The organism is Mesorhizobium kowhaii (assembly GCF_003253745.1).
GTDB classification, from domain to species: Bacteria; Pseudomonadota; Alphaproteobacteria; order Rhizobiales; family Rhizobiaceae; genus Mesorhizobium; species Mesorhizobium kowhaii.
On record NZ_MZXV01000013.1, the window covers coordinates 618,781 to 639,343 of the forward strand.

Below are 20,563 nucleotides of genomic sequence, written 5' to 3' on the forward strand. Positions count from 1 at the left end.
GGAGAGGGCGATGACGGCCTATCTGAAACTCGACCATATCGACAAATCCTTTGCCCGCGGCGGCCAGGTCAGTGAGGTGCTGAAGGATATAAGACTGACCATCGACAAGGGTGAATTCGTCTCGATTATCGGTCATTCCGGCTGCGGCAAGTCGACCTTGCTCAATTTGATCGCCGGGCTGACCAAGGTCTCCGCCGGCGCCGTGCTGCTCGAGGACAAGGAGGTCGACAGCCCCGGACCCGAACGCGCCGTGGTGTTCCAGAATCACTCGCTGCTGCCCTGGCTCACCGTCTACGAAAACATCAACCTCGCGGTGTCCAAGGTCTTCGGCGGCACCAGGAGCCGTGCCGAGCGGCATGACTGGATCATGCGCAATCTCGACCTCGTGCAGATGGCGCATGCCAGGGACAAGCGCCCGGCCGAGATTTCCGGCGGCATGAAGCAGCGTGTCGGCATTGCGCGCGCGCTCGCCATGGAGCCGAAGATTCTCTTGCTCGACGAGCCGTTCGGCGCGCTCGACGCGCTGACGCGCGCCCATCTGCAGGATGCGGTGATGGACATCCATTCCAGGCTCGGCTCGACGACGATCATGATCACCCACGATGTCGACGAGGCGGTGCTGCTCTCCGACCGCATCGTCATGATGACCAACGGTCCGGCCGCAACCATCGGCGAGGTCCTTGCGGTGCCACTCGCCCGCCCACGCCGGCGCGTCGAACTCTCTTCGGACCGCACCTTCCTGCGCTGCCGCGAGGCGGTGCTGAAGTTCCTCTATGAACGCCACCGCTTCGTCGAAGCCGCGGAGTAAGGCCATGACCGAAAAACTCGTCATCACCGGCAATTGGCAATCTGCATCGGCAATGGGCAGTCTACCGCATTGCACAAATATTATGCTGCCGTGCAAGGCATTCTGACTAATCTTTGATCCGCCGCAGGGCTTGGTTGAAAGTCGCGCGGCTGCGGTTCACATTGATTTCATTCGATAATTCAGAGCGCTGTCGAATTGGCACGCTTCCTGCTTTTGAGATTGTAGGTCCGTAGGGCCAAGTGACACGGCGTCCAATGGCGGGCGCCACAGGCAAAGCTGCCGCTCAGGTCAACACGCGATCCCGGATGGACGGACGCGTGCGACCTGGCCGGCAGCTTTTTTGTTTTGATCGAAAACGCAATCGACGGCGCTGGTCCCAAGCGGCGCCCAACCGGAGACGACGATGACGAAACGGATCGGAACTGGCGCGTCCCTCGCGGACTTCACGCGCCGCGATTTCCTGGCCAGCAGCGCGCTGACGGCGGCGCTGTTCACCGCCGCGCTCCTCCTCTTTCCCGCTGGCGCCAAGACTGACGGCAAGGGTCCCGAAGTGATCGCGCAAAGGTCGGTTTCAACCATTTCGCCGATGCCGCGCCGCTGACGGTCGCGAACGAACAGACAAGGGCGGTGCCTCCCACGCCGCAATCCGGAGCCTGACAATGACCGCAAATCTTTCAGCCGCGCCGAGCCAGGACAATGCTTCCCGGCAGGCGCTCACGATGTCCACCATCGCCTTCACCGTCTGCTTCGCGGTGTGGACGATCTTTTCAATCATCGGCGTGCGCATAAAGCAGGAGCTGGGGCTGAACGAGACGGAGTTCGGCCTGCTCGTCGGCACGCCAATCCTTACCGGCTCGCTCGTGCGTATGGTGCTCGGCATCTGGACCGACCGGTACGGCGGACGGCTGGTCTACACGGCGACCATGCTTGCAGCGGCGGTCGCGACCTTTCTGCTCGCTTTTGCGCATACCTATGGGCAGATGCTGATCGCCGCGCTCGGCGTCGGGCTCGCTGGCGGCGCCTTCGCCGTTGGTGTCGCCTATGTCTCGCGCTTCTTCCCCGCCGGCAAGCAAGGAACGGCTCTCGGCATTTTCGGCGTCGGTAATGTCGGCGCCGCGGTCACCAAGTTCCTGGCACCGTTCGTTCTTCTCGCCTGGGGCTGGCAGTCGGTTGCGCAGATCTGGGCAGCCGCGCTCGTCGTCATGGCCGTCGTTTTCTGGTTCACGACCGGCGACGATCCGGTCATCCGTGAGCGCCGCGCGGGCAAGGTCGCACCGCCGAGAAGCTTCTGGCAGGAATTCGCGCCGCTCAAGAACCTGCAGGTCTGGCGCTTCGCCTTCTACTATTTCTTCGCCTTCGGTGCTTTCGTGGCGCTATCGCTGTGGTTGCCGCGCTATCTGATCGGTGTCTACGGCTTCGGGCTCGCGACCGCCGGCATGATCGGCGCAGCCTATTCGATCCCGGCAAGTATCTTCCGTGCGTATGGCGGCGTGCTTTCCGATCGGATCGGCGCTCGCACAGTGCTCTATTGGACCTTCGCGGTGTCGGCCGTGGCCACGCTGATCCTGTCGCTGCCGCCCGCGGACTATGTCGTGCACGGCACCAGCGGACCGATCGCCTTCCACTTCGCCATCGGGCCGGTTGCCTTCATCGCTATCGCCAGCGTCCTCGGCTTCTTCATGAGCCTCGGCAAGGCTGCCGTCTACAAGCACATCCCGGCCTACTATCCAGGCAGCGTTGGCGCGGTCGGCGGCGTTGTCGGCATGATCGGCGGGCTCGGCGGCTTTGTCCTGCCGATCGCCTTCGGCGCGCTCAACGACCTCACGGGCCTGTGGTCGAGCTGCTTCATGCTGCTCTTCGTCATCGTCGTCACCGGCTTTGCCTGGATGCACTTCAGCATCCGGCGGATGGAGCGCGCTGCTGCCGAAGCTCCAGCCCTTTCCTACGCGGCTGAGTGAGACTGGAGCGGATCAGAACCATGACCGAAAAACTCGTCATCATCGGCAATGGGATGGCCCCCGGGCGCATGCTGGAGCATCTGCTGGAAAAGGCGCCCGGCCGCTACCAGGTCACCATCTTCAACGCCGAGCCCAGGGTGAACTACGACCGCATCATGCTGTCGCCGGTGCTGTCGGGCGAAAAGGCCTATGAGGAAATCATCATCCATGGCGACGGCTGGTACATCAAGCACGGCATCACCCTCTACAAGGGCCACAGAATAGTCGCCATCGACCGGGCGGCGAAGACCGTCACCTCCGATCATGGCGTCACCGAGCCCTACGACAAGCTCGTCATCGCCACCGGCTCGGTGCCGTTCATCATTCCGGTGCCCGGCCACAATCTGCCCGGCGTGCTGACCTATCGCGATCTCGACGACGTCCAGGCGATGATGCTGGCGGCCCAGTCGCGGGCCAAGGCGGTGGTCATCGGCGGCGGCCTGCTCGGGCTGGAGGCAGCGGCCGGGCTGAACGCACAAGGCATGGATGTCACCGTGCTGCATGTCATGCCGACATTGATGGAGCGCCAGCTCGATCCGGCCGCCGGCTATCTCCTGCAGCGCGCGGTGGAACAGCGCGGCATCAAGGTCATCACCAAGGCAAACACGCAGGCGATCACCGGCAACGGCAAGGTCGAGCAAATTGAGCTTGCCGACGGCACTGTCATCCCGGCGACGCTGGTGGTGATGGCCGTCGGCATCAGGCCGAACGCGGCGCTGGCGAAAGAGGCCGGCATTGCCGTCAATCGCGGCATCGTCGTCGATGCCGGCATGCGCAGCAACGATCCCGACATCTACGCGCTCGGCGAATGCGCCGAAGTCAATGGTCAGGTCTACGGGCTGGTCGCGCCGCTCTACGAAATGGCGCGCGTCGCCGCCAGCCAACTTGCCGGCGACGGGGCCGCCGCCTTCGTGCATTCGGACACGCCGACCAAACTCAAGGTCACCGGCATCGACCTGTTCTCGCTCGGCGACTTCGCCGAGGGCGAAGACCGCCAGGAGATCGTGCTGCGCGATGCGGCGGCCGGCGTCTACAAGCGCCTGGTGCTGAAGGACGACCGCATCATCGGCACCGTGCTCTATGGCGAGACGGCGGATGGGACCTGGTTCAACGACCTCAAGAAGAAGCAGACCGACATTTCCGAAATGCGCGACACGCTCATTTTCGGCCAGTCCTACCAAGGGGGTGCCCCGCTGGACCCTATGGCGGCCGTTGCAGCCTTGCCGGATGATGCGGAAATCTGCGGCTGCAACGGCGTATGCAAGGGCAAGATCACTGGTGCGATCGCGGCCAAGGGGCTGACCTCGCTCGACGATGTGCGCGCCCACACGAAGGCCTCGGCCTCCTGCGGCTCCTGCACCGGGCTGGTCGAGAAGCTGATGGTGCTGACCATTGGCGACAAGTACAACCCGGCCGCGGTCCAGCCGATGTGCGGCTGCACCACGCTCGGCCATGACGAAGTGCGCCGGCTGATCGTGGCCAAGCGCCTGAAGACCATACCGGCCGTCATGCAGGAGCTGGAATGGACGACCTCCTGCGGTTGCGCCAAATGCCGGCCGGCGCTGAACTACTATCTCGTCTGCGACTGGCCGAACGACTACGCCGACGACTACCAGTCGCGCTTCATCAACGAGCGCGTCCACGCCAACATCCAGAAGGACGGCACCTATTCAGTGGTACCGCGCATGTGGGGCGGGGTCACCAATGCCGCCGAACTGCGCGCCATCGCCGATGTCGTCGACAAGTTCGAGATCCCGATGGTCAAGGTCACCGGCGGCCAGCGCATCGACATGCTCGGCATCCGCAAGGAAGACCTGCCGGCGGTGTGGGCCGATCTCGGCCAGGCCGGCTTCGTCTCCGGCCATGCCTACGCCAAGGGCCTGCGCACCGTGAAGACCTGTGTCGGCTCGGACTGGTGCCGCTTCGGCACGCAGGATTCGACGGGCCTTGGCATCCGCATCGAGAAATTCATGTGGGGCTCGTGGACCCCCGCCAAGGTCAAGATGGCGGTGTCGGGTTGCCCCAGGAACTGCGCCGAGGCGACCTGCAAGGATGTCGGCGTCATCTGCGTCGACTCTGGCTACGAGATCCATTTCGCCGGGGCAGCCGGCCTCGACATCAAGGGCACCGAAGTGCTCGGCCTGGTCAGGACCGAGGACGAGGCGCTGGAGCATATCGTGGCGCTGACGCAGATGTACCGCGAGCAGGGCCGCTACCTCGAGCGCATCTACAAATGGGCCAAGCGCATCGGCATCCCCGAGATCAAGCGTCAGATCATGGACGATGGCGAGAGGCGCAAGGCCTATTTCGACCGCTTCGTCTTCAGCCAGAAATTCGCCCAGGTCGACCCATGGTCGGAACGCGTTTCCGGCAAGGACAAGCACGAGTTCCGGCCGATGGCTTCGGTCGGTTTTGCGCAGGCGGCGGAGTGATGGAGATGAACTGGGTATCAATAGGCTCCCTCTCCGACATCCCCCGCCGCGGCGCACGCTGCGTCGACACGCCCGAGGGAAAAATCGCCGTCTTCCGCACCGCCGACGATCAGGTCTACGCCATCGACGACCATTGCCCGCACAAAGGTGGGCCGCTCAGCCAAGGTATCGTGCACGGCACGGCGGTGACCTGTCCCTTGCACAATTGGGTGATTTCGCTGGAGACAGGCAGGGCGCTCGGCGCCGATGAGGGCGCGGTGCGCACCATCCCGGTGCGGGTCGAAGGCGAGCGTCTATTCATTGCGCTTGAAGCGCTGGCCAGCCGCGCGGCCTGAAACATGGAGATTGACGAAGCGCGCGAGGTGAGGACCACCTGCCCCTATTGTGGGGTGGGCTGCGGCGTGCTGGCGAAGGTCGCCGCGGACGGTGAAGTCAGCGTCCGCGGCGACCCCAGCCATCCGGCGAATTTCGGCCGGCTCTGCTCCAAGGGTTCGGCCCTGGCGGAGACCATCGACCTCGACGGCAGGCTGCTCCATCCCGAGATTCACGGCCGCCGCGCCGGCTGGGACGAGGCGCTCGACCTCGTCGCCTCGACCTTCTCGCAAACCATCGCCGAGCACGGTCCGGACGCCGTCGCCTTCTACGTCTCCGGCCAGTTGCTGACCGAGGATTATTACGTCGCCAACAAGCTGATGAAAGGCTTTGTCGGCTCGGCCAACATCGACACCAATTCGCGCCTGTGCATGGCCTCGTCGGTCGCCGGCCACCGCCGCGCCTTCGGCTCCGACACGGTGCCGGGAACGTACGAGGACCTGGAGCTTGCCGACCTGATCGTGCTGGTCGGCTCCAATCTCGCCTGGTGCCATCCCGTGCTCTACCAGCGCATCGCGGCGGCCCGGGAAAAGCGGCCGGAGATGAAGGTCGTGCTGGTTGATCCACGCCGCACGATGACCGCCGACATCGCCGACATGCATCTGGCGATCGCGCCCGATGGCGACGTCGCTCTGTTCACCGGGCTGCTCGCCTATCTCGGCCGGCACAACGCGCTGGACCGCGCTTACATCACGGCGCACACGACCGGTTTCGGGCAAGCGCTTTTCGCGGCATCGGTGCTCGATCTTGCCGGCGTCGCTGCCGCCACGGGCCTCAGCGAGGACGAGCTTGACCGCTTCTACAGCCTGTTTGCCGCGACCTCCAAGACCGTGACCGTCTACAGCCAGGGGGTGAACCAGTCGTCTTCGGGAACCGACAAGGTCAACGCCATCATCAACTGCCATCTCGCCACCGGCCGGATCGGCTCACCGGGGGCAGGGCCGTTTTCGGTGACCGGCCAGCCCAACGCCATGGGGGGCCGAGAGGTCGGCGGCATGGCCAATATGCTGGCCGCGCACATGGAGATCGAAAACCCCGAACACCGCGACCGCATGCAGCGCTTCTGGACTGCGCCGGCCATTGCGGAAAGGCCGGGCCTGAAGGCGGTCGAGATGTTTCAGGCGGTGGCCGACGGACGCATCAAGGCATTGTGGATCATGGCCACCAACCCGGTCGATTCGATGCCCGACGCCGATGCCGTCGAAGCGGCGATCAAGGCTTGCCCGTTCGTCGTGGTGTCGGACGTACTGGCCAGGACCGACACGGTCCGCCACGCCCATATCCGGCTGCCCGCCGCCGCATGGGGCGAGAAGGACGGCACCGTCACCAATTCGGAGCGCCGCATCTCGCGCCAGCGCGCGTTCCTGGACCTGCCCGGCGAAGCGCGGCCCGACTGGCAGGTCGTCGCCGAGGTGGGCAAGCGAATGGGCTTTGCCGAGGCATTTTCCTATGCGTCGCCATCGGAGGTTTTTGCCGAACACGCCGCGCTGTCGGGGTTCGAGAATGATGGCGCGCGGGATTTCGATATTGGTGCTTATGCGGGGGTTGATGCGGAGGGGTATGAGGAATTGGCCCCGTTCCAATGGCCAGCGCCGAGCCCAGTCACCCCCCTCTGGCCAAAGGGGGGTAGGACGACTGGGCATCAACCCATCCGCTTCTTCGCCGACGGCAATTTCTACACACCCGACCGCAAGGCGCGCTTCATCGCCATTCGTCCCGCCGTCGAGACCCGTACCAGCCTGGATTATCCGCTGATCCTCAACACCGGCCGTATCCGCGACCACTGGCACACCATGACGCGGACCGGCAAAAGCCCGCGGCTGTCCCAGCACATTGCCGAGCCTTTCGTCGAAATCCACCCGGCGGATGCGCAGCGCTTCGGTATCGGCGACGCCGATATCGCGCGCGTTTCCAGCCCGCGCGGCGACGTGCTGGTGCGCGCGCTGGTGACGGCACGCCAGCGCCAGGGCAGCCTGTTTGCACCGATGCACTGGACGGATCAGTTCGCCGCAAAGGGCCGGCTCGACGCGCTGACCGCGCCGCTGACCGATCCGGTCTCCGGCCAGCCGGCGCTGAAACATGTCGCCGCCCGCATCGAGAAATTCGCCGCGAAAGCCTTCGGCTTCGCCGTGATGCGACAGAGGCCGACGCCTGATACCGCGACCTACTGGGCAGTGGCCAAATGCAAGGGCGGCTGGCGGGTCGAGCTTGCCTTTGCCGATGACGACATCGACTGGGCCGGCTTCGCCGGGGCCTTGTTCGGCACGCCGCCGGGCGCCGAAATCCTCGCCTATCATGACCGCGATGCCGGCCAGCATCGCATCGCCGCCTTCGACGGCGATCACTTGTCCGGCGCCTTGTTCGTGGCGCCCGGCCCGGTTGCGGTGTCGCGCGGCTGGGCGGCGGAGCAATTGAATGCCGATCATGTCGACCGGCGCGGCAGGCTGGCGATCGTGGCCGGGCGGCCGGGTGGAGTCGACGTCGACCGCGGCGCTATCGTCTGCTCCTGTTTCGGCGTCGGCGCCAACCAGATCGCGCAAGCGGTGCGAGGCGGCTGCGCCAGCGTCGAGGCGATCGGGGCAGCCCTGCATGCCGGCACGAATTGCGGCTCTTGCCGTGCCGAGATCAGGATAATCGTCGACGCACAAATTCTTCAAGCCGCCGAGTGACGAGCACCGGTACGGGGGGTAGGGGATCGAAGACAGGTCCTGACCAAATGGGCCTGCGCGATGGCGCCAGTTGGGCTATGGTGGCGCGCAAGCGTGCAGCCTCATCGGCAAGCATGAGTCGTCTCCAGTCAGGGTCACCCGATGGCAAATCCCCCGCGCCGACCGACAAATCCGATGACGGCGGCGGAAGCTGCCTTCAAGCCAATCAAGAAGCCGGTTGCTCCGGTTCGCGAGCCCTCGGCCGCTCCTGGTGTCAGGGAGCTTGTTTCGATCAGGATCGATCGGGCCGTGCTTGACCATTTCCAGGCGGATGGCCCCGGCTGGCAGGATCGGATCAACGACGCCTTGCGGCACGCAATCGAAGGCAAGCCGAACGCCGCCGGGAACGACGATTAGCTCACGCCGCCTCGAAGTGCAGGATGTAGAGTTTCCGCGTCGGTTCGTGGATCGTCCATTCGCCTTTCCAGCCTTTCGGCAGCACCAGCATTTCGCCGGCACCAACCTCCTTGCTGCGACCATCGGGACCATGCAGCGAGACCCGGCCGGACACGATGTGGCAGGTTTCGGAATTGCTGTCGCGCGTGGCGGTGAAGCGGCCGGGCGTGCACGCCCAGACGCCGACTTCGAGTGTCCCGTCCGGCGATGTCCATAATGTCCTCGACGCTTCGAGTTGATCGCCGCTGATCGAGGTCGGCTTGGGCTCGGGCTCACCGAGATCTATGGAAGCGAGATGGGCGAAGGTCTGGAAGTCGATCATGGCAGTCTCCGGGCAGGCACTGAAAATGCTTTTCAATCCGATGTGTGGCGCGGCAGGGCTCAATGCCCTGTGATGCGGTCGGCGATGGCCGCCAGTTTCGACGTGTGCCGGAGGCCAGCTTCCTCGCGCTCGTCGGCGACGCGGTAGAGCTGATACATCGAGTGGACGCCGAACCAGCGCATCGGCTCGGGCTCCCATTTGCTGACCTGGCGGTTGACCCAGGGCAGGCGGGTCAGTTCGGTGTCGCGGCGCAGGATGAGGTCGCGCAGCGTCCGGCCCGAAAGGTTGGAGCTCGACACGCCGAGCCCGACATAGCCGCCGGCCCAGCCGATGCCGGTCTCCAGGTCGAGGCCGGCCGTCGTGCACCAGTCGCGCGGCACGCCAAGCACGCCGCACCAGGCATGGTCGATGCGAAGCTTGCTGGTCTGTGGCAGAAGGCGGGTGAGGATCGCGTGCAGGCTTTCGATCGTCGCCTGCTGGGTCTGGCCGCGCACATCCGTCTGTGACCCGTAGCGGTAGGGCACGCCGCGTCCGCCCATGGTGATGCGGCCTTCACGGGTGCGCTGCGCATAGCAATAGGCGTGCGCGGCGTCGCCCAGGAGTTCGTGGCCTTGCCAGCCGATCTCGTCCCACAGCGATTGCGGCAGCGGCTCGGTGATGATCTGCGCGCTGTTGAGCGGCAGCCAGAGCCGCTCATTGCCTGATATGCCGGCCGTGAACCCCTCCGTGGCGCGGATGATGACGGCCGCGCGCACGGTGCCGCGATCGGTCGTGACCTTGCCCTTCTCGATACTCGTCACGGTCGTCTGTTCGTAGATCGGCACACCAAGCCGCTCGACGGCTTCGGACAGGCCGCGCACAAGCTTGGCCGGCTGCACACGCGCCGTGCCGTGGTGGATATAGCCGCCAAGCACGTTCCGGATGTCGATGCGGGCCTTGGCCTCTGCCTTGTCGATTAGGCTGACGCGCTCCTTCGGCACGCTCCAGCCGACCGCATCCGCATAGGCAGCCTTGATCCGTTCCAACTGCGGCGGGTTGGTGGCAACCGTCAGATTGTCGACGCGGCGGATATCGGCATCGATGCCTTCGGCCTCGGTCACCGCGATCACTTCGTCGACCGTGCCGTGCATGGCGGTTTCCATGTCGATGACGGCGCCGCGGGTCGATGTTTGCAGATATTTCTCGCGCGACCAGCTGAAGCCGCCGGACAGCCAACCGCCATTGCGGCCGGACGCGCCGAAGCCGGCGAACTCCCTTTCGACGATGGCGATGCGGATCGAAGGATCGGCCTTCTTCAGGTAGTAGGCCGTCCACAGGCCGGTGTAGCCGGCGCCGACGATGCAGACATCGGCTTCGAGGTCGCCCGGAAGCGGCGCGCGATAGGCTGGCAGGCCAATGTCGGCATACCAGAACGAGACGTTGCCGTTGACTTTGGCGTCCATGTCTAAAAATCCTGCGGGGAAAAAGAGCGGTCAGGTCATCGTCATGTCGGCGCGGTCGTCATCGGCAAGAAGTTTTGCATCGACGACCGACCAGCGCAGATCGACTGTGTCGCCGATCGAGAAAGGCGTGGCCTCCAGCGGCGAGCGCACGATGGCGACCGAACCATCGCGAAGCGTCACCTGGTATTTCGAACCTGAGCCCAGATAGATCGCTTCGCTGACCTGACCGGTGAGGCTGTTCTGTCCGGCGGCCGGAGGCGTATTGGTGCCGGCAAGCGAAAGCTTTTCCGGCCGCAGCAGGACCACCGGTTTCTGGCCGCCGGCGAGCTTGCCGCCGGCAACGATCTTCTGGCCGGCAATCGTCAGGCTGGTCTCGCCGCCCGATGTCTGGGCGTCACCACGCAAACTGGTCGATTCACCGATGAACTTCGCCACGAACAATGTCGCCGGCTCGTCATAGAGCTGGCGCCCGGTTCCGACCTGTTCGATGCGCCCCTGGTTGAAGACGGCGATGCGGTTGGACAGAACCAGCGCTTCTTCCTGATCGTGCGTCACATAGACGAAGGTGGTGCCGAGTTCGCGGTGGATGCGCTTGATTTCCAGCTGCAGCCATTCGCGCAGTTTCTTGTCAAGCGCGCCGAGCGGCTCGTCCATCAGCAGCAGGGGCGGATCGAAGACGATGGCGCGCGCCAGCGCCACGCGTTGCTGCTGGCCGCCGGAAAGCTCGGCTGGGTAACGATGCGCGAAGTCGGCCATCTTGACCATGTCCAGGGCGCGCGCGACGTGACCGTCGCGCGTCTGCTTGTCCATGCCGCGCAGGGCGAGCGGATAGGCGACGTTCTTGCCGACGGTCATGTGCGGAAACAGCGCGTAGTGCTGGAAGACGACGCCGATGTTGCGCTTGTGCGCCGGCAGCGCGACGATGCTTTTGCCGCCAACGGCGAGGTCTCCGGAGGTCAGGTCGGTGAAGCCGGCGACGACGTTGAGCGTGGTGGTCTTGCCCGAGCCGCTGGGGCCGAGCAGCGTCATGAACTCGCCCGGCTCGATGTGCAGGCTGACGTCGTCGAGCGCGGTGAAATTGCCGTAGCGCTTGGTTGCGCCTTTGATGTCGATGGCCGCGCCACGTTCTTTGCTGTTGGACGCTGCCATCTCAACTCCTCGTCGATTTCGAGCTGATGATCAGCCCGGCACTGATCACCAGCGTCGTTGCAATGAAGATGATCGTTCCGACCGCCGTCACCGTCGGGTCGGCATCGCGGGTGATGCTGGTGAAAATCTGCACCGGCAAAGTCTTCAAGTAGGGGCTGGTGATGAACAGCGCGACGATGATTTCATCGAAGGAGGTGACGAAGGCAAACAGCAGCCCCGACAGGATGCCGGGCGCAATCAGCGGCAAGGTCACGGTGCGGAACGCGGTGAAGCGGTTGGCGCCAAGGCTTGCCGCTGCCGTCTCCAGCCGCACGTCGAAGACTTCGAGGCTCGCCGACACCGCGATGATGACGAAGGGGATCGCCAGCATTGTGTGCGCGACGACGAAGCCGGTGGTGGTGCCGACAAGCTGGTAGTCGAGATAGACGGCATAGATGCCGATCGCCAGCACCACGCCGGGCACGATCATCGGCGTGATCAGGACGGCGCGCAGTAGGCCGGCGCCGGCATGTTTCATGCGGCTGAGGCCGAGCGCCGCCAGCGTGCCGATCAGTGTGGCGGCGACGGCGACGAGGCCCGCGACCCTTAGCGAATTGAAGAAGCTCGCCAGCCAGTCCGGGTTGGTGAAGAAATTCTCGTACCACTGCCAGGAAAAGCCGGACGGCGGGAAGGCAAGCGATTTCTTCTCGTTGAACGACATCGGGATGATGACCAGCGTCGGCATCACCAGCCACACGGCGACCAGCAGGCAGAACAGGCCGAGCAGAATGCGGAACGGCGCCAGTCTCATGATCTGGACGCCTGCTTGTGGCGCTGGCGCATCAGCGGCGCGGCGAGCGCCAGAAGCACGAAGGTCGCGACCAGCAGTACGACACCCATGGCGCCGCCGCGGCCCCAGTTGAGCAAGCTGAGCACCTGGCTCTGCACCAGCGTCGACAGCATGGTGCTACGGGGTCCGCCGAGCAGTGCCGGCGTGATGTAGAAGCCGAGCGACAGGATGAAGACGATGATGGCGCCGGCGAAAACACCGGGCAGCGACAGCGGCAGGTAGATTTGCAGGAAGGCCAGCGAGGGCCGCGCGCCGAGGCTGCGCGCTGCCTGCACGAGGCGCAGGTCGATACCGCGCATGACCGAATAGAGCGGCAGGATCATGAACGGCAGCAGCACCTGCGCCATGCCGATCACCACGCCGGTCTGCGTGCGGATCAGCTTCACGGTATCAAATCCGAGCAGCCTGATGACGGAATTGATGATGCCGGAATCCTGCAGCAGGATCACCCATGCCAGTGTGCGCACCACGCCGCTGACCCAGAACGGCACCAGGACGCACAGGATGAGGACGAGCCGCATGCGCGGTCCGACCGCTGTCATGAGATAGGCATAGGGGTAGGCGGCGATGACGCAGACGATGGTGACCCAGGCGGCGATGGAAAAGGTGCGCCACAGGACGGTGACGTTCACCGGCGTGGAAAAGAACCAGACGTAGTTCTGCATTCCCCAGGCGGGATCCGAGAAACTGCGCAGCGTGACGGTCAGCAGCGGATAGCCCATCGCCGCGATGAGCAGGAGCAAGGCCGGCATCGCCAGCAGCGAAGGATAGGCGGCAAGCCGCAGGCCCCGTTGCGGCCCCTGCTCGGCACCCACCGGCCGGGGATTTTCACCCCCGGCCGCCAGCGTATGCGATGTCTGGCTCACGCCTTCACCTTGGCGTTCAGCCGGCTCAGTTGCCAGCCATCAGCGCCGTCCACTTGTCGGACGCTGTCGCGAAATTGGCGACCCAGAACTTGATGTTCTGCTGGTAGCCCTGCTTGGCGTGTTCCGGCGTGTTGGTCAGGAAGGCCGCGACGGAAGCGTCCACCTTGGGCTGTGCTTCGGTGTTGATCGGCGAGTAAGACGTCTGCTCGGTCAGGATCTCCTGCGACTTCTTGCCGAGATAGGCGTTGATCAGCGCGTAGGAGGCGTCGGTGTCCTTGGCCCCGACCGGGATGGTCAGCTGATCCATGACGACCAGCCAGTCCTTCCACACCGGCGTATAGGCAGCGCCGTTCTTGACCGCCGTCATGGCGCGGCCGGTCCACATGATGATCATGTCGGCTTCGCCGGATTCGGCAAGCTGCTGGGACTCGGCGCCTGTCTTCCAGAAGATCGTGTCCGGACCGATCGCCTTGATCTTGGCGATGCCCTTGTCGATGTCGGCCGGGGTCATGTTGTCGACCGAGCCGCCGTCAGCCAGGATGGCCTGTTCGATCAGGCCGCCGATCGGGCTGCCACTGCCATCGATGGCGCGCGTGCCGGGGAATTTCTTGGTGTCGAAGAAATCCTTCCAGTCCTTCGGCGGATTGTCCTTGTAGGTCGCGTTCTTGTACATCAGGACGGTGCCGTAGTTCATCGCCGGCACGCTGCATTCGCCGACCTGTCCGGCCGGGATGTGCGAAACGTCCAGCTTGGTCAGGTCGAGCTTCTGGAACAGCTTTCCGCAATGCACGAATGGCGGAAAATCGTCGGTGTCGACGACGTCCCAGGTCACATTGCCAGACTCGACCTGCGCCTGAAGCTTGGCGATTTCGGTCGGCCCATCGTTCAGCAGCTTGACGCCAGTCTTGTCGACGAACTCCTTGAGGGCGGCGACCTGGCCGTCCTGGTAGATGCCGCCATAGGAGACGAAGGTCAGTGTCTTTCCCTTCAGCGAACCGTCCACCACGGTGCCTGCCGGCGGCGCGCTCTGCGCATGAGCCGCGGCGGCTGTAATCATGGCCAGTGCGGCGGCACTGAGAAATCCGGCCACTATTGATCTGCTTCCCATTTTCTAACCCTCCGATGACTCGCTGTTTGATTTTGGCAACCCGGCTGCGAGTGGTTTCCGGGCTACATATTGGTCGAGATCGACGGCGCCGCTTGTCGGCGGCGCGATGATCCACAGCACTTCGGCCACCGTATTGCCGACGTTGATGGTCCTGTGCGGCGTCGAGGTCGCATATTCGATGCTGTCGCCCTCTTCGAGGATGAAGCTCTCGTCGCCGAGCGTCAGTTGCACGCGGCCGCGCAGCACGAGGAACATTTCGTGCGCGTTGCCATGCGTGTAGGGCAGGTCGCCGGTCGAGCCGCCGACGGCGAATTCGCCGCAATAGACTTCCATCTCACGGATTGGCCGGCGCGACAGCAATGTCTTGCGGTAGCCTTCGCTCGTCGGCAGCGCCGGCCGCTCGGCGCGTGTCAGCACCGCGTGCGGCGACACTTCGCAATCGTCGAAAAGATCGGCGAGGCCGATGCCGAGCGCATTGGCGATCAGCATCAGCGTGCTGGTGTTGGCTCCCGAAAGGCCGCGCTCGAGCTGGCTCAGGAAACTGGCGGTGGTGCCGATCATGTCGCCGAGCTGGCGCAACGTCAGGCGCCGCGCGGTGCGATAGTCCTTGATGCGATTGCCCAACACCGTCGACCGGCGCGCTTCCGCGCTGGACGTGGCGCTGTCGTCTGGGATGTGATCCTCGGCAATTTTCATGGCGATCTCAGGGTTCACTTAACATGCTATTAAGTGAACCTCGTCATGGCAAGCGGATTCGCCTGGCACCTGAAAATCACTGCCCATGCTGATGTCTAGGTGCTTGCCGCCCGAGGACGCCGGCCTTGGTCTGGCGATCGAAAACCACCGCCAGCCCTGAAGCCAAAAAATCGGGCTGCCGTCGTCGGCGAACCTGATCACGTCGCCTTGCCGACCGCCGCGTCCAGTTCCAGCTCGCCTTCGGAAATGTCGTCGAATGAGGCGTAGTTCATGTTGTAGAGGCGGGCGTAGAGGCCTTTTCGTGCCATCAGCTGTTCGTGGTTGCCGCTTTCGACGATCTCGCCGTTCTGCAGCACGATGATGCGGTCGGCGCCGCGGATGGTGGCCAGCCGGTGGGCGATGACCAGCCCGGTGCGGCCTTCCAGCAGTTTTATCAGTGCCTTCTGGATCAGCATCTCGGTGTAGGAATCGATTCTGGCCGTGGCTTCGTCGAGGACGAGGATCTTGGCGTCGGCGACCAGCGCCCGCGCGAAACTGATCAACTGGCGCTGGCCGAGCGAGAGATTGCCGCCGCGCTGTTCGAGCTCGGTGTCGTAGCCGTCGGCCAGGTTCTCGATGAAGTCGTGCGCACCGACGGCCTGTGCAGCACGAACCACCTCCTCGCGGCTGGCGCCGGTCTTGTGATAGCGGATGTTTTCCAGCACCGAGCCGGAGAACAGGAACGGCTCCTGCAGCACCATGGCCACCTGATCGCCGAGCGAATCCTGGGTCAGGTCGCGCACGTCGTGGCCGCCGACCAGGACCTGGCCTGACCAGACATCGTAGAAGCGGTGCACCAGCGCCATCGAGCTCGACTTGCCCGACCCGGTTGGGCCGACCAGTGCGACGGTCTCGCCGGGATTGACGCGGAAGGAGATGTTCTTCAGCACTGGCTGGTTCTGCCGGTAGCCGAAGGTGACGTTCCTGAACTCGACCGAGCCGTCCATGTCGCGCGACAGCGCCACAGCTCTGTCCTTGTCGCTGACATCCACCGGCACGTCGAGCACTTCGGAGATGCGCTGGCCCGAGGCCATGGCGCGCTGCATGACGCTGTACTGCATGGTGAGCGAGCGGATCGGGTCGAAGAAGCGCTGGATGTAGAACAGGAACGCCACCATGACGCCGACGTCGAGGCTGTGCGAGAGCACCATCGAACCGCCGACAACGATGACTGTCGCCATGGCGATGCCGGTCAGCGTGTCGACGATCGGCACCATCACCTGCGCATATTTCGCCGACGTCAAATGGGCATTGAGATTGGCCAGCACCTTCTCGTCGTAGAGGTCGAAATTGACATGCTGGCGCTCGAGGCTCTGCACCGTGCGCACGCCATGGATGCCTTCGGCCAGCGCGCCGTTGGCGATCGAGTTGGTCTCGTGCGCGGCCATGAAGGCAACCTTGGCGCGCGGCAGCCAGAACAGGCGCACGATGAACAGCACCGGCATGGTTGACAGCGTCAGCAGCCCGAGCCGGAAATCGAGCCACAAAAGGACGCTGACGATGCCGAACAACAGCACGATGTCGCCCACCGACATCACCGACGTCTCAAGGAATTCCTGCATCGAGTTGACGTCGCCCTGCAGGCGCGACATCAGCCGGCCGACCTCGGTCTTGTCCATGAAGCTCAGCGAGACTCGCTGCAGATGGCTGAACATGGCGCGGCGCAGGTCCGACAGCACGTTCTCGGCGACCTTGCCGACGACGCTTTCCTGCACATGGCTGGCGGCATAGTTGATGAGGATGATCAGCGTGAAAGCGCTGATCGCCCAGATCATCACCGACTGGTCGAGCCTGCCCGCCGCCATGCCGTGGTCGATGGCGTAGCGGATGACCAGCGGGATCGCCAGCTGGGTCAGCGTGAACACCAGCACCGCGGCGACCGAGATGAAAATCCGGCTCTGATACGGTTTCACGAAGCTCCAGATCCGCCGCACGATGCGTGGATCATAGGCCTTGCCGAAAACCTCTTCCTCGTCGCGATGCGAGCCGACGACAGCCTTTGTCGGCCGCCCGCTGGTGTCTTCCTTCTCGTCGTCGCTCTGCGTCGACATCACGCGGCTCCCACCACCGCGGGCCGGTCATCGTCCGGCCGCAGCTGCAGGTCGTAGAGCGCGCGATAGCGCCCACCGAGCGCCAGCAGCTCCTCATGCGTGCCGCGCTCGACGATCCGGCCGCTTTCGACGAACAGGATCTGGTCGGCATGCATCAGCGAGCTCAGCCGGTGCGAGATGATCAGCGTCACGCGGTCCTTGGCGAAGCGCTTCATCGCCGCCCGGATGCGCTGCTCGGTGCCGGCGTCGATGGCCGCGGTGGAATCGTCGAAGACCAGCACCGATGGCCGTAGCATCAGGCTGCGCGCGATGGTCAGGCGCTGCCGCTGGCCGCCGGACAGCGAGGCGCCGCGTTCACCGACGACCGTGGTGTAGCCGGCGGGAAGTCCGATGATGTAGTTGTGCAACTGGGCGAACTCGGCCGCCTGTCCGATGCGGGTCTCGCGCGCCCAGGGGTTGCCATAGGCGATGTTGTTCTCGATCGAGGTGGTGAACAGGAACGCGTCCTGCTGCACGACGCCGACGGCCCTGCGCAGCGATTGCAGCGTGACCTTGCTGATGTCCTGGCCGTCGATGGTAATGCTGCCTGACGTGACGTCGTAGAAGCGCGGGATCAGATGCGCGATGGTCGACTTGCCGCTGCCCGGCGGGCCGACGATGCCGATCGTCTCGCCGGACCTCGCCTCGAAGGAAATGCCGGACAGCGTCGGGCGGTCGCCCGCGCTCGCGTAGCGGAAGCCGACATTGTCGAAACGCAGCACGCCGTCAGTGACGACGAGGTCCCTGGCGCCGGGCGCGTCCTTGATGTCGAGTTCGGCGTCGAGGAGTTCGAACAGGCGGGTGCCGCAGGTCGAGGCGCGCGCGAACGAGTTGACCATCAGGCCGAGCTGACGCACCGGCATCTGTAGGATGGTCATGAAGGTGAGGAACTGGGCCAGCGTGCCGACGCTGATTTGGCCGGCAATCACCTTCTGGCCGCCGAACCAGAGCACCAGGCCCATGGCGGCCAGGAACGAGAAGTTCATGGCACTGGTGTTGCCGACGCGGATGTCGACGCGCTCATTGGCAAGGTCGAGCGCATCCTGCTTGGCGCGGTCGAATTTCTCCAGCTCGTGCCGCTGCGCCGCAAAGGCGCGCACGACACGGATGCCCCCGAGGTTCTCGTCCATCACCCGGCTCAGCACCGACAGTCGCTGCTGCAAAGTCAGCCAGGTGCTGCGCAGCGCCAGCTGGGTGACCGAGGATCGCCAGGCGACAAACGGCACGAAGCTCAGGCTGAGCAGCCCGAGCACCAGATCGGTGCTGATCAGCAGATAGGCGCCGACGCCGATCAGCACGCCGAGTAGGACGACGCGCAGGATGCCGGTGGAAAAGAACATGCGCACCCCGTCGAGATCGAGCAGCCCAAGCGTGATCAGATCGCCGGTGTGAACCCTGTCGTGGTAGGAGAAGCTCAGGCGCTGGATCTTCTCGTAGAAAGCCAGGCGCAGTTCATAGCCGGTCCGATGGCCAACGGCCTCGCCGTAATAGTTCTGCGCCATGGTGAAGAGACCGCGCAGGATGCTGACGACGAGCAGTGTGAGCGCCGTGTTCCACAGCGCATGTTCCGCCGCGGCACCGGCGCCCGCGGCCATGACGCCCTGCGCCTGGTCGATGGCGCGTCCCAGCAAGCGTGGAATGAAAAGCTGCAGCGTTGCGGCGATGAAGGTCGAGGCGAGGGTGATCGCGACTTGCCAGGGGTGGCGCAGCGTCATGCGCACGATACGGAGCAAGGTGCTGAGGCCCTTGCCCCACGAGGCTTCCGCCACATGGGCAAACGATTTGCCGCGCTCCGGCGCGCCGCCAATTGCTAGCGTATTCAAAGGAAAATATCCAAACCAATCCGGGCATTAGCTCGGACGAATGAAGCAGACTCAGTCCAGGTGGCGCGATGTTACGCGGGTCCGGCTTGGCCGTTCAAGAGCCAATGACGGCATCGCACTGTGCCTGAACGAAAGCGGGCATGCGGCCCGATGCATGGCCGGGCAGGAGCGCCAGCAGACGCCTGGCAAGCGGTCCTGCCCACCTTGCTGAAAGCGTTAGCCGACGAGGCCAGCAGCCGGCGATGCGCAAGCGACGGCCGGACGGGTGTGCAACCGTCCGTTCTTCCGGAATTCCAGTGCTATGCAGGTATCAAGATGGCGATACGATGCACGCCGACCTCCTTGCTTGTATTCGTCGACTCGTCGGTCTTGCCCTTGGCGCACGTGTACATGTCACCCGTCTTGAGCTTGAATTCCTTGTCTACCTTCTTGATGGTGAATGCGCCGGAAGTAATCGTGCAGACCATGTCGTTGTCCATCACACTTTGAGGTGCGTGTGCTCCGGGCTGAAAGACCACGTCGACAATCGAGATGCTCTTGTAGGCGGGAATGTCGGCGTTGCCGGTGCCGACCTCTACCACCCTGACGCCGGGCGCAATCTCCTTGCCATCCTTCGGGCCGTATTTCTTGGCCTTCGCGGACGCCACCAGGGTGAACAGAGGCGTTATCGCGGCAGCCGTCACACCGAGAGCAATTGCAGACCTGCGATTCATGGTTTTCATCGCGTCCTCCCATATGTTCGTCACGAACGAATGTGCATGACTAGAATATATTAGCACTAACGAATGTACTTGTATGCGAGGAAGCACCCATCCGCGGCGAGAGCGACTATCTTCATGGTTGCCGCTCCTTCGACTCGGGCAGCAAGTCCACGCCGCCGACCGTGGTTCGACGACCCGACAGCAAGTATTTTCCGAGCGCGGCTATGGCGAGCAGCAGGACCAGCAGCACAAGAAAGCCGGCGACGGACAGGAACATCATCGCGAGCCAGGTTCTGGCAGGGCAATCCGACATATCGGCAGACATCGCGGTTGCCTTTCAGTCGGTCGCGTAGACGGTAGGCGCCTTACCGTCCTTGGTGAAGGCGTAGACGATGAAAGGGCCAGCCTTCTCGCCACCCATGCCGGGAGCGCCGGTCGGCATGCCGGCCAGCGTGATGCCGGTGATGGCAGGCCGTTCGGTCAACAGTTTCTTGACGATATCGACCGGCACCAGCCCGTCGACCACATAGCCGTCGACCATCAGCGTGTGGCAGCCTTCGAGGTCGGCCGGCACGCCCGCATCGCTGCTGATCTGGGACAGGTTGTTGACGGGCTTGATGTCGACCTTGAAGCCGTTGTGTTCGAGATAATTGGCATAGGACTCGCAGCAGCTGCATTGCGGGTTCTTGTACATCACCGCGTTGATGGTCGCCGCGACAGCAGGCAGCGGCATAGCGATCGCGACGATGAGGGCGGTGAGGGAATAAGTCCGTTTCATTTGAGTT

19 protein-coding genes are annotated in these 20,563 nt (G+C 64.1%); 7 read left to right on the forward strand and 12 right to left on the reverse strand.

What is annotated here, in order from left to right:
- The first annotated feature begins 10 nt into the window (after window positions 1-10).
- The 7 genes from B5V02_RS05405 to B5V02_RS05435 all read left to right on the forward strand — a co-directional run bounded on the left by B5V02_RS05405 (window position 11) and on the right by B5V02_RS05435 (window position 8,674).
- On the forward strand, window positions 11-808 hold the full coding sequence (locus B5V02_RS05405; RefSeq protein ID WP_111543154.1) for an ABC transporter ATP-binding protein: 798 nt from the start codon (window positions 11-13) through the stop codon (window positions 806-808).
- 403 nt (window positions 809-1,211) lie between these two features.
- The gene (locus B5V02_RS05410; protein ID WP_111543155.1) at window positions 1,212-1,409 is read left to right on the forward strand and encodes a hypothetical protein; all 198 of its coding nucleotides are present in this window, start codon (window positions 1,212-1,214) and stop codon (window positions 1,407-1,409) included.
- Window positions 1,410-1,467: 58 nt separating this feature from the next.
- Window positions 1,468-2,766, forward strand: coding sequence for an MFS transporter (locus B5V02_RS05415; RefSeq protein ID WP_111543156.1), 1,299 nt, complete (start codon window positions 1,468-1,470; stop codon window positions 2,764-2,766).
- Between the two features lie 20 nt (window positions 2,767-2,786).
- Complete coding sequence (nirB, locus tag B5V02_RS05420; RefSeq protein WP_111543157.1) at window positions 2,787-5,237, forward strand: nitrite reductase large subunit NirB; 2,451 nt, start codon at window positions 2,787-2,789, stop codon at window positions 5,235-5,237.
- Window positions 5,237-5,572, forward strand: coding sequence for a nitrite reductase small subunit NirD (gene nirD, locus B5V02_RS05425; protein WP_208647041.1), 336 nt, complete (start codon window positions 5,237-5,239; stop codon window positions 5,570-5,572). The genes nirB and nirD overlap by 1 nt, the downstream gene beginning before the upstream one ends.
- Window positions 5,573-5,575: 3 nt before the next feature.
- Window positions 5,576-8,278: a nitrate reductase gene (locus tag B5V02_RS05430; RefSeq protein WP_111543158.1), complete on the forward strand. Its 2,703-nt coding sequence runs from the start codon at window positions 5,576-5,578 to the stop codon at window positions 8,276-8,278.
- Window positions 8,279-8,419: 141 nt separating this feature from the next.
- Window positions 8,420-8,674, forward strand: coding sequence for a BrnA antitoxin family protein (locus B5V02_RS05435; RefSeq protein ID WP_111543159.1), 255 nt, complete (start codon window positions 8,420-8,422; stop codon window positions 8,672-8,674).
- Window position 8,675: 1 nt separating this feature from the next.
- On the opposite strand, the gene B5V02_RS05440 is transcribed toward B5V02_RS05435, so the two are convergent.
- The 12 genes from B5V02_RS05440 to B5V02_RS05490 form a co-directional block, all read right to left on the reverse strand.
- Window positions 8,676-9,035, reverse strand: a complete 360-nt coding sequence (locus tag B5V02_RS05440; RefSeq protein ID WP_111543160.1) for a cupin domain-containing protein — start codon at window positions 9,033-9,035, stop codon at window positions 8,676-8,678.
- Between the two features lie 59 nt (window positions 9,036-9,094).
- The gene (locus B5V02_RS05445) at window positions 9,095-10,477 is read right to left on the reverse strand and encodes an NAD(P)/FAD-dependent oxidoreductase (RefSeq protein ID WP_111543161.1); all 1,383 of its coding nucleotides are present in this window, start codon (window positions 10,475-10,477) and stop codon (window positions 9,095-9,097) included.
- A gap of 30 nt (window positions 10,478-10,507) precedes the next feature.
- Window positions 10,508-11,626, reverse strand: a complete 1,119-nt coding sequence (locus B5V02_RS05450) for an ABC transporter ATP-binding protein (protein ID WP_111543162.1) — start codon at window positions 11,624-11,626, stop codon at window positions 10,508-10,510.
- A gap of 1 nt (window position 11,627) precedes the next feature.
- Window positions 11,628-12,416, reverse strand: a complete 789-nt coding sequence (locus tag B5V02_RS05455) for an ABC transporter permease (protein WP_111543163.1) — start codon at window positions 12,414-12,416, stop codon at window positions 11,628-11,630.
- Complete coding sequence (locus B5V02_RS05460; protein WP_111543164.1) at window positions 12,413-13,321, reverse strand: ABC transporter permease; 909 nt, start codon at window positions 13,319-13,321, stop codon at window positions 12,413-12,415. The genes B5V02_RS05455 and B5V02_RS05460 overlap by 4 nt, the downstream gene beginning before the upstream one ends.
- 25 nt (window positions 13,322-13,346) lie before the next feature.
- Window positions 13,347-14,429 carry an extracellular solute-binding protein gene (locus B5V02_RS05465; RefSeq protein ID WP_111543165.1) on the reverse strand — a complete coding sequence of 361 codons (1,083 nt, stop codon included), beginning with the start codon at window positions 14,427-14,429 and terminating at the stop codon, window positions 13,347-13,349.
- A gap of 3 nt (window positions 14,430-14,432) precedes the next feature.
- Window positions 14,433-15,125, reverse strand: a complete 693-nt coding sequence (locus tag B5V02_RS05470) for a helix-turn-helix domain-containing protein (protein WP_111543166.1) — start codon at window positions 15,123-15,125, stop codon at window positions 14,433-14,435.
- 197 nt (window positions 15,126-15,322) lie between these two features.
- The gene (locus B5V02_RS05475) at window positions 15,323-17,215 is read right to left on the reverse strand and encodes an ABC transporter ATP-binding protein (RefSeq protein WP_111543167.1); all 1,893 of its coding nucleotides are present in this window, start codon (window positions 17,213-17,215) and stop codon (window positions 15,323-15,325) included.
- A complete protein-coding gene (locus B5V02_RS05480; protein ID WP_111543168.1) occupies window positions 17,215-19,077 on the reverse strand; it encodes an ABC transporter ATP-binding protein in 1,863 nt (620 codons plus the stop codon). The genes B5V02_RS05475 and B5V02_RS05480 overlap by 1 nt, the downstream gene beginning before the upstream one ends.
- 299 nt (window positions 19,078-19,376) lie before the next feature.
- Complete coding sequence (locus B5V02_RS05485; protein WP_111543169.1) at window positions 19,377-19,799, reverse strand: hypothetical protein; 423 nt, start codon at window positions 19,797-19,799, stop codon at window positions 19,377-19,379.
- Window positions 19,800-19,911: 112 nt separating this feature from the next.
- The gene (locus tag B5V02_RS40025) at window positions 19,912-20,103 is read right to left on the reverse strand and encodes a hypothetical protein (RefSeq protein ID WP_146606016.1); all 192 of its coding nucleotides are present in this window, start codon (window positions 20,101-20,103) and stop codon (window positions 19,912-19,914) included.
- A gap of 12 nt (window positions 20,104-20,115) precedes the next feature.
- On the reverse strand, window positions 20,116-20,556 hold the full coding sequence (locus B5V02_RS05490; RefSeq protein WP_111543170.1) for a DUF411 domain-containing protein: 441 nt from the start codon (window positions 20,554-20,556) through the stop codon (window positions 20,116-20,118).
- Window positions 20,557-20,563 lie beyond the last annotated feature (7 nt).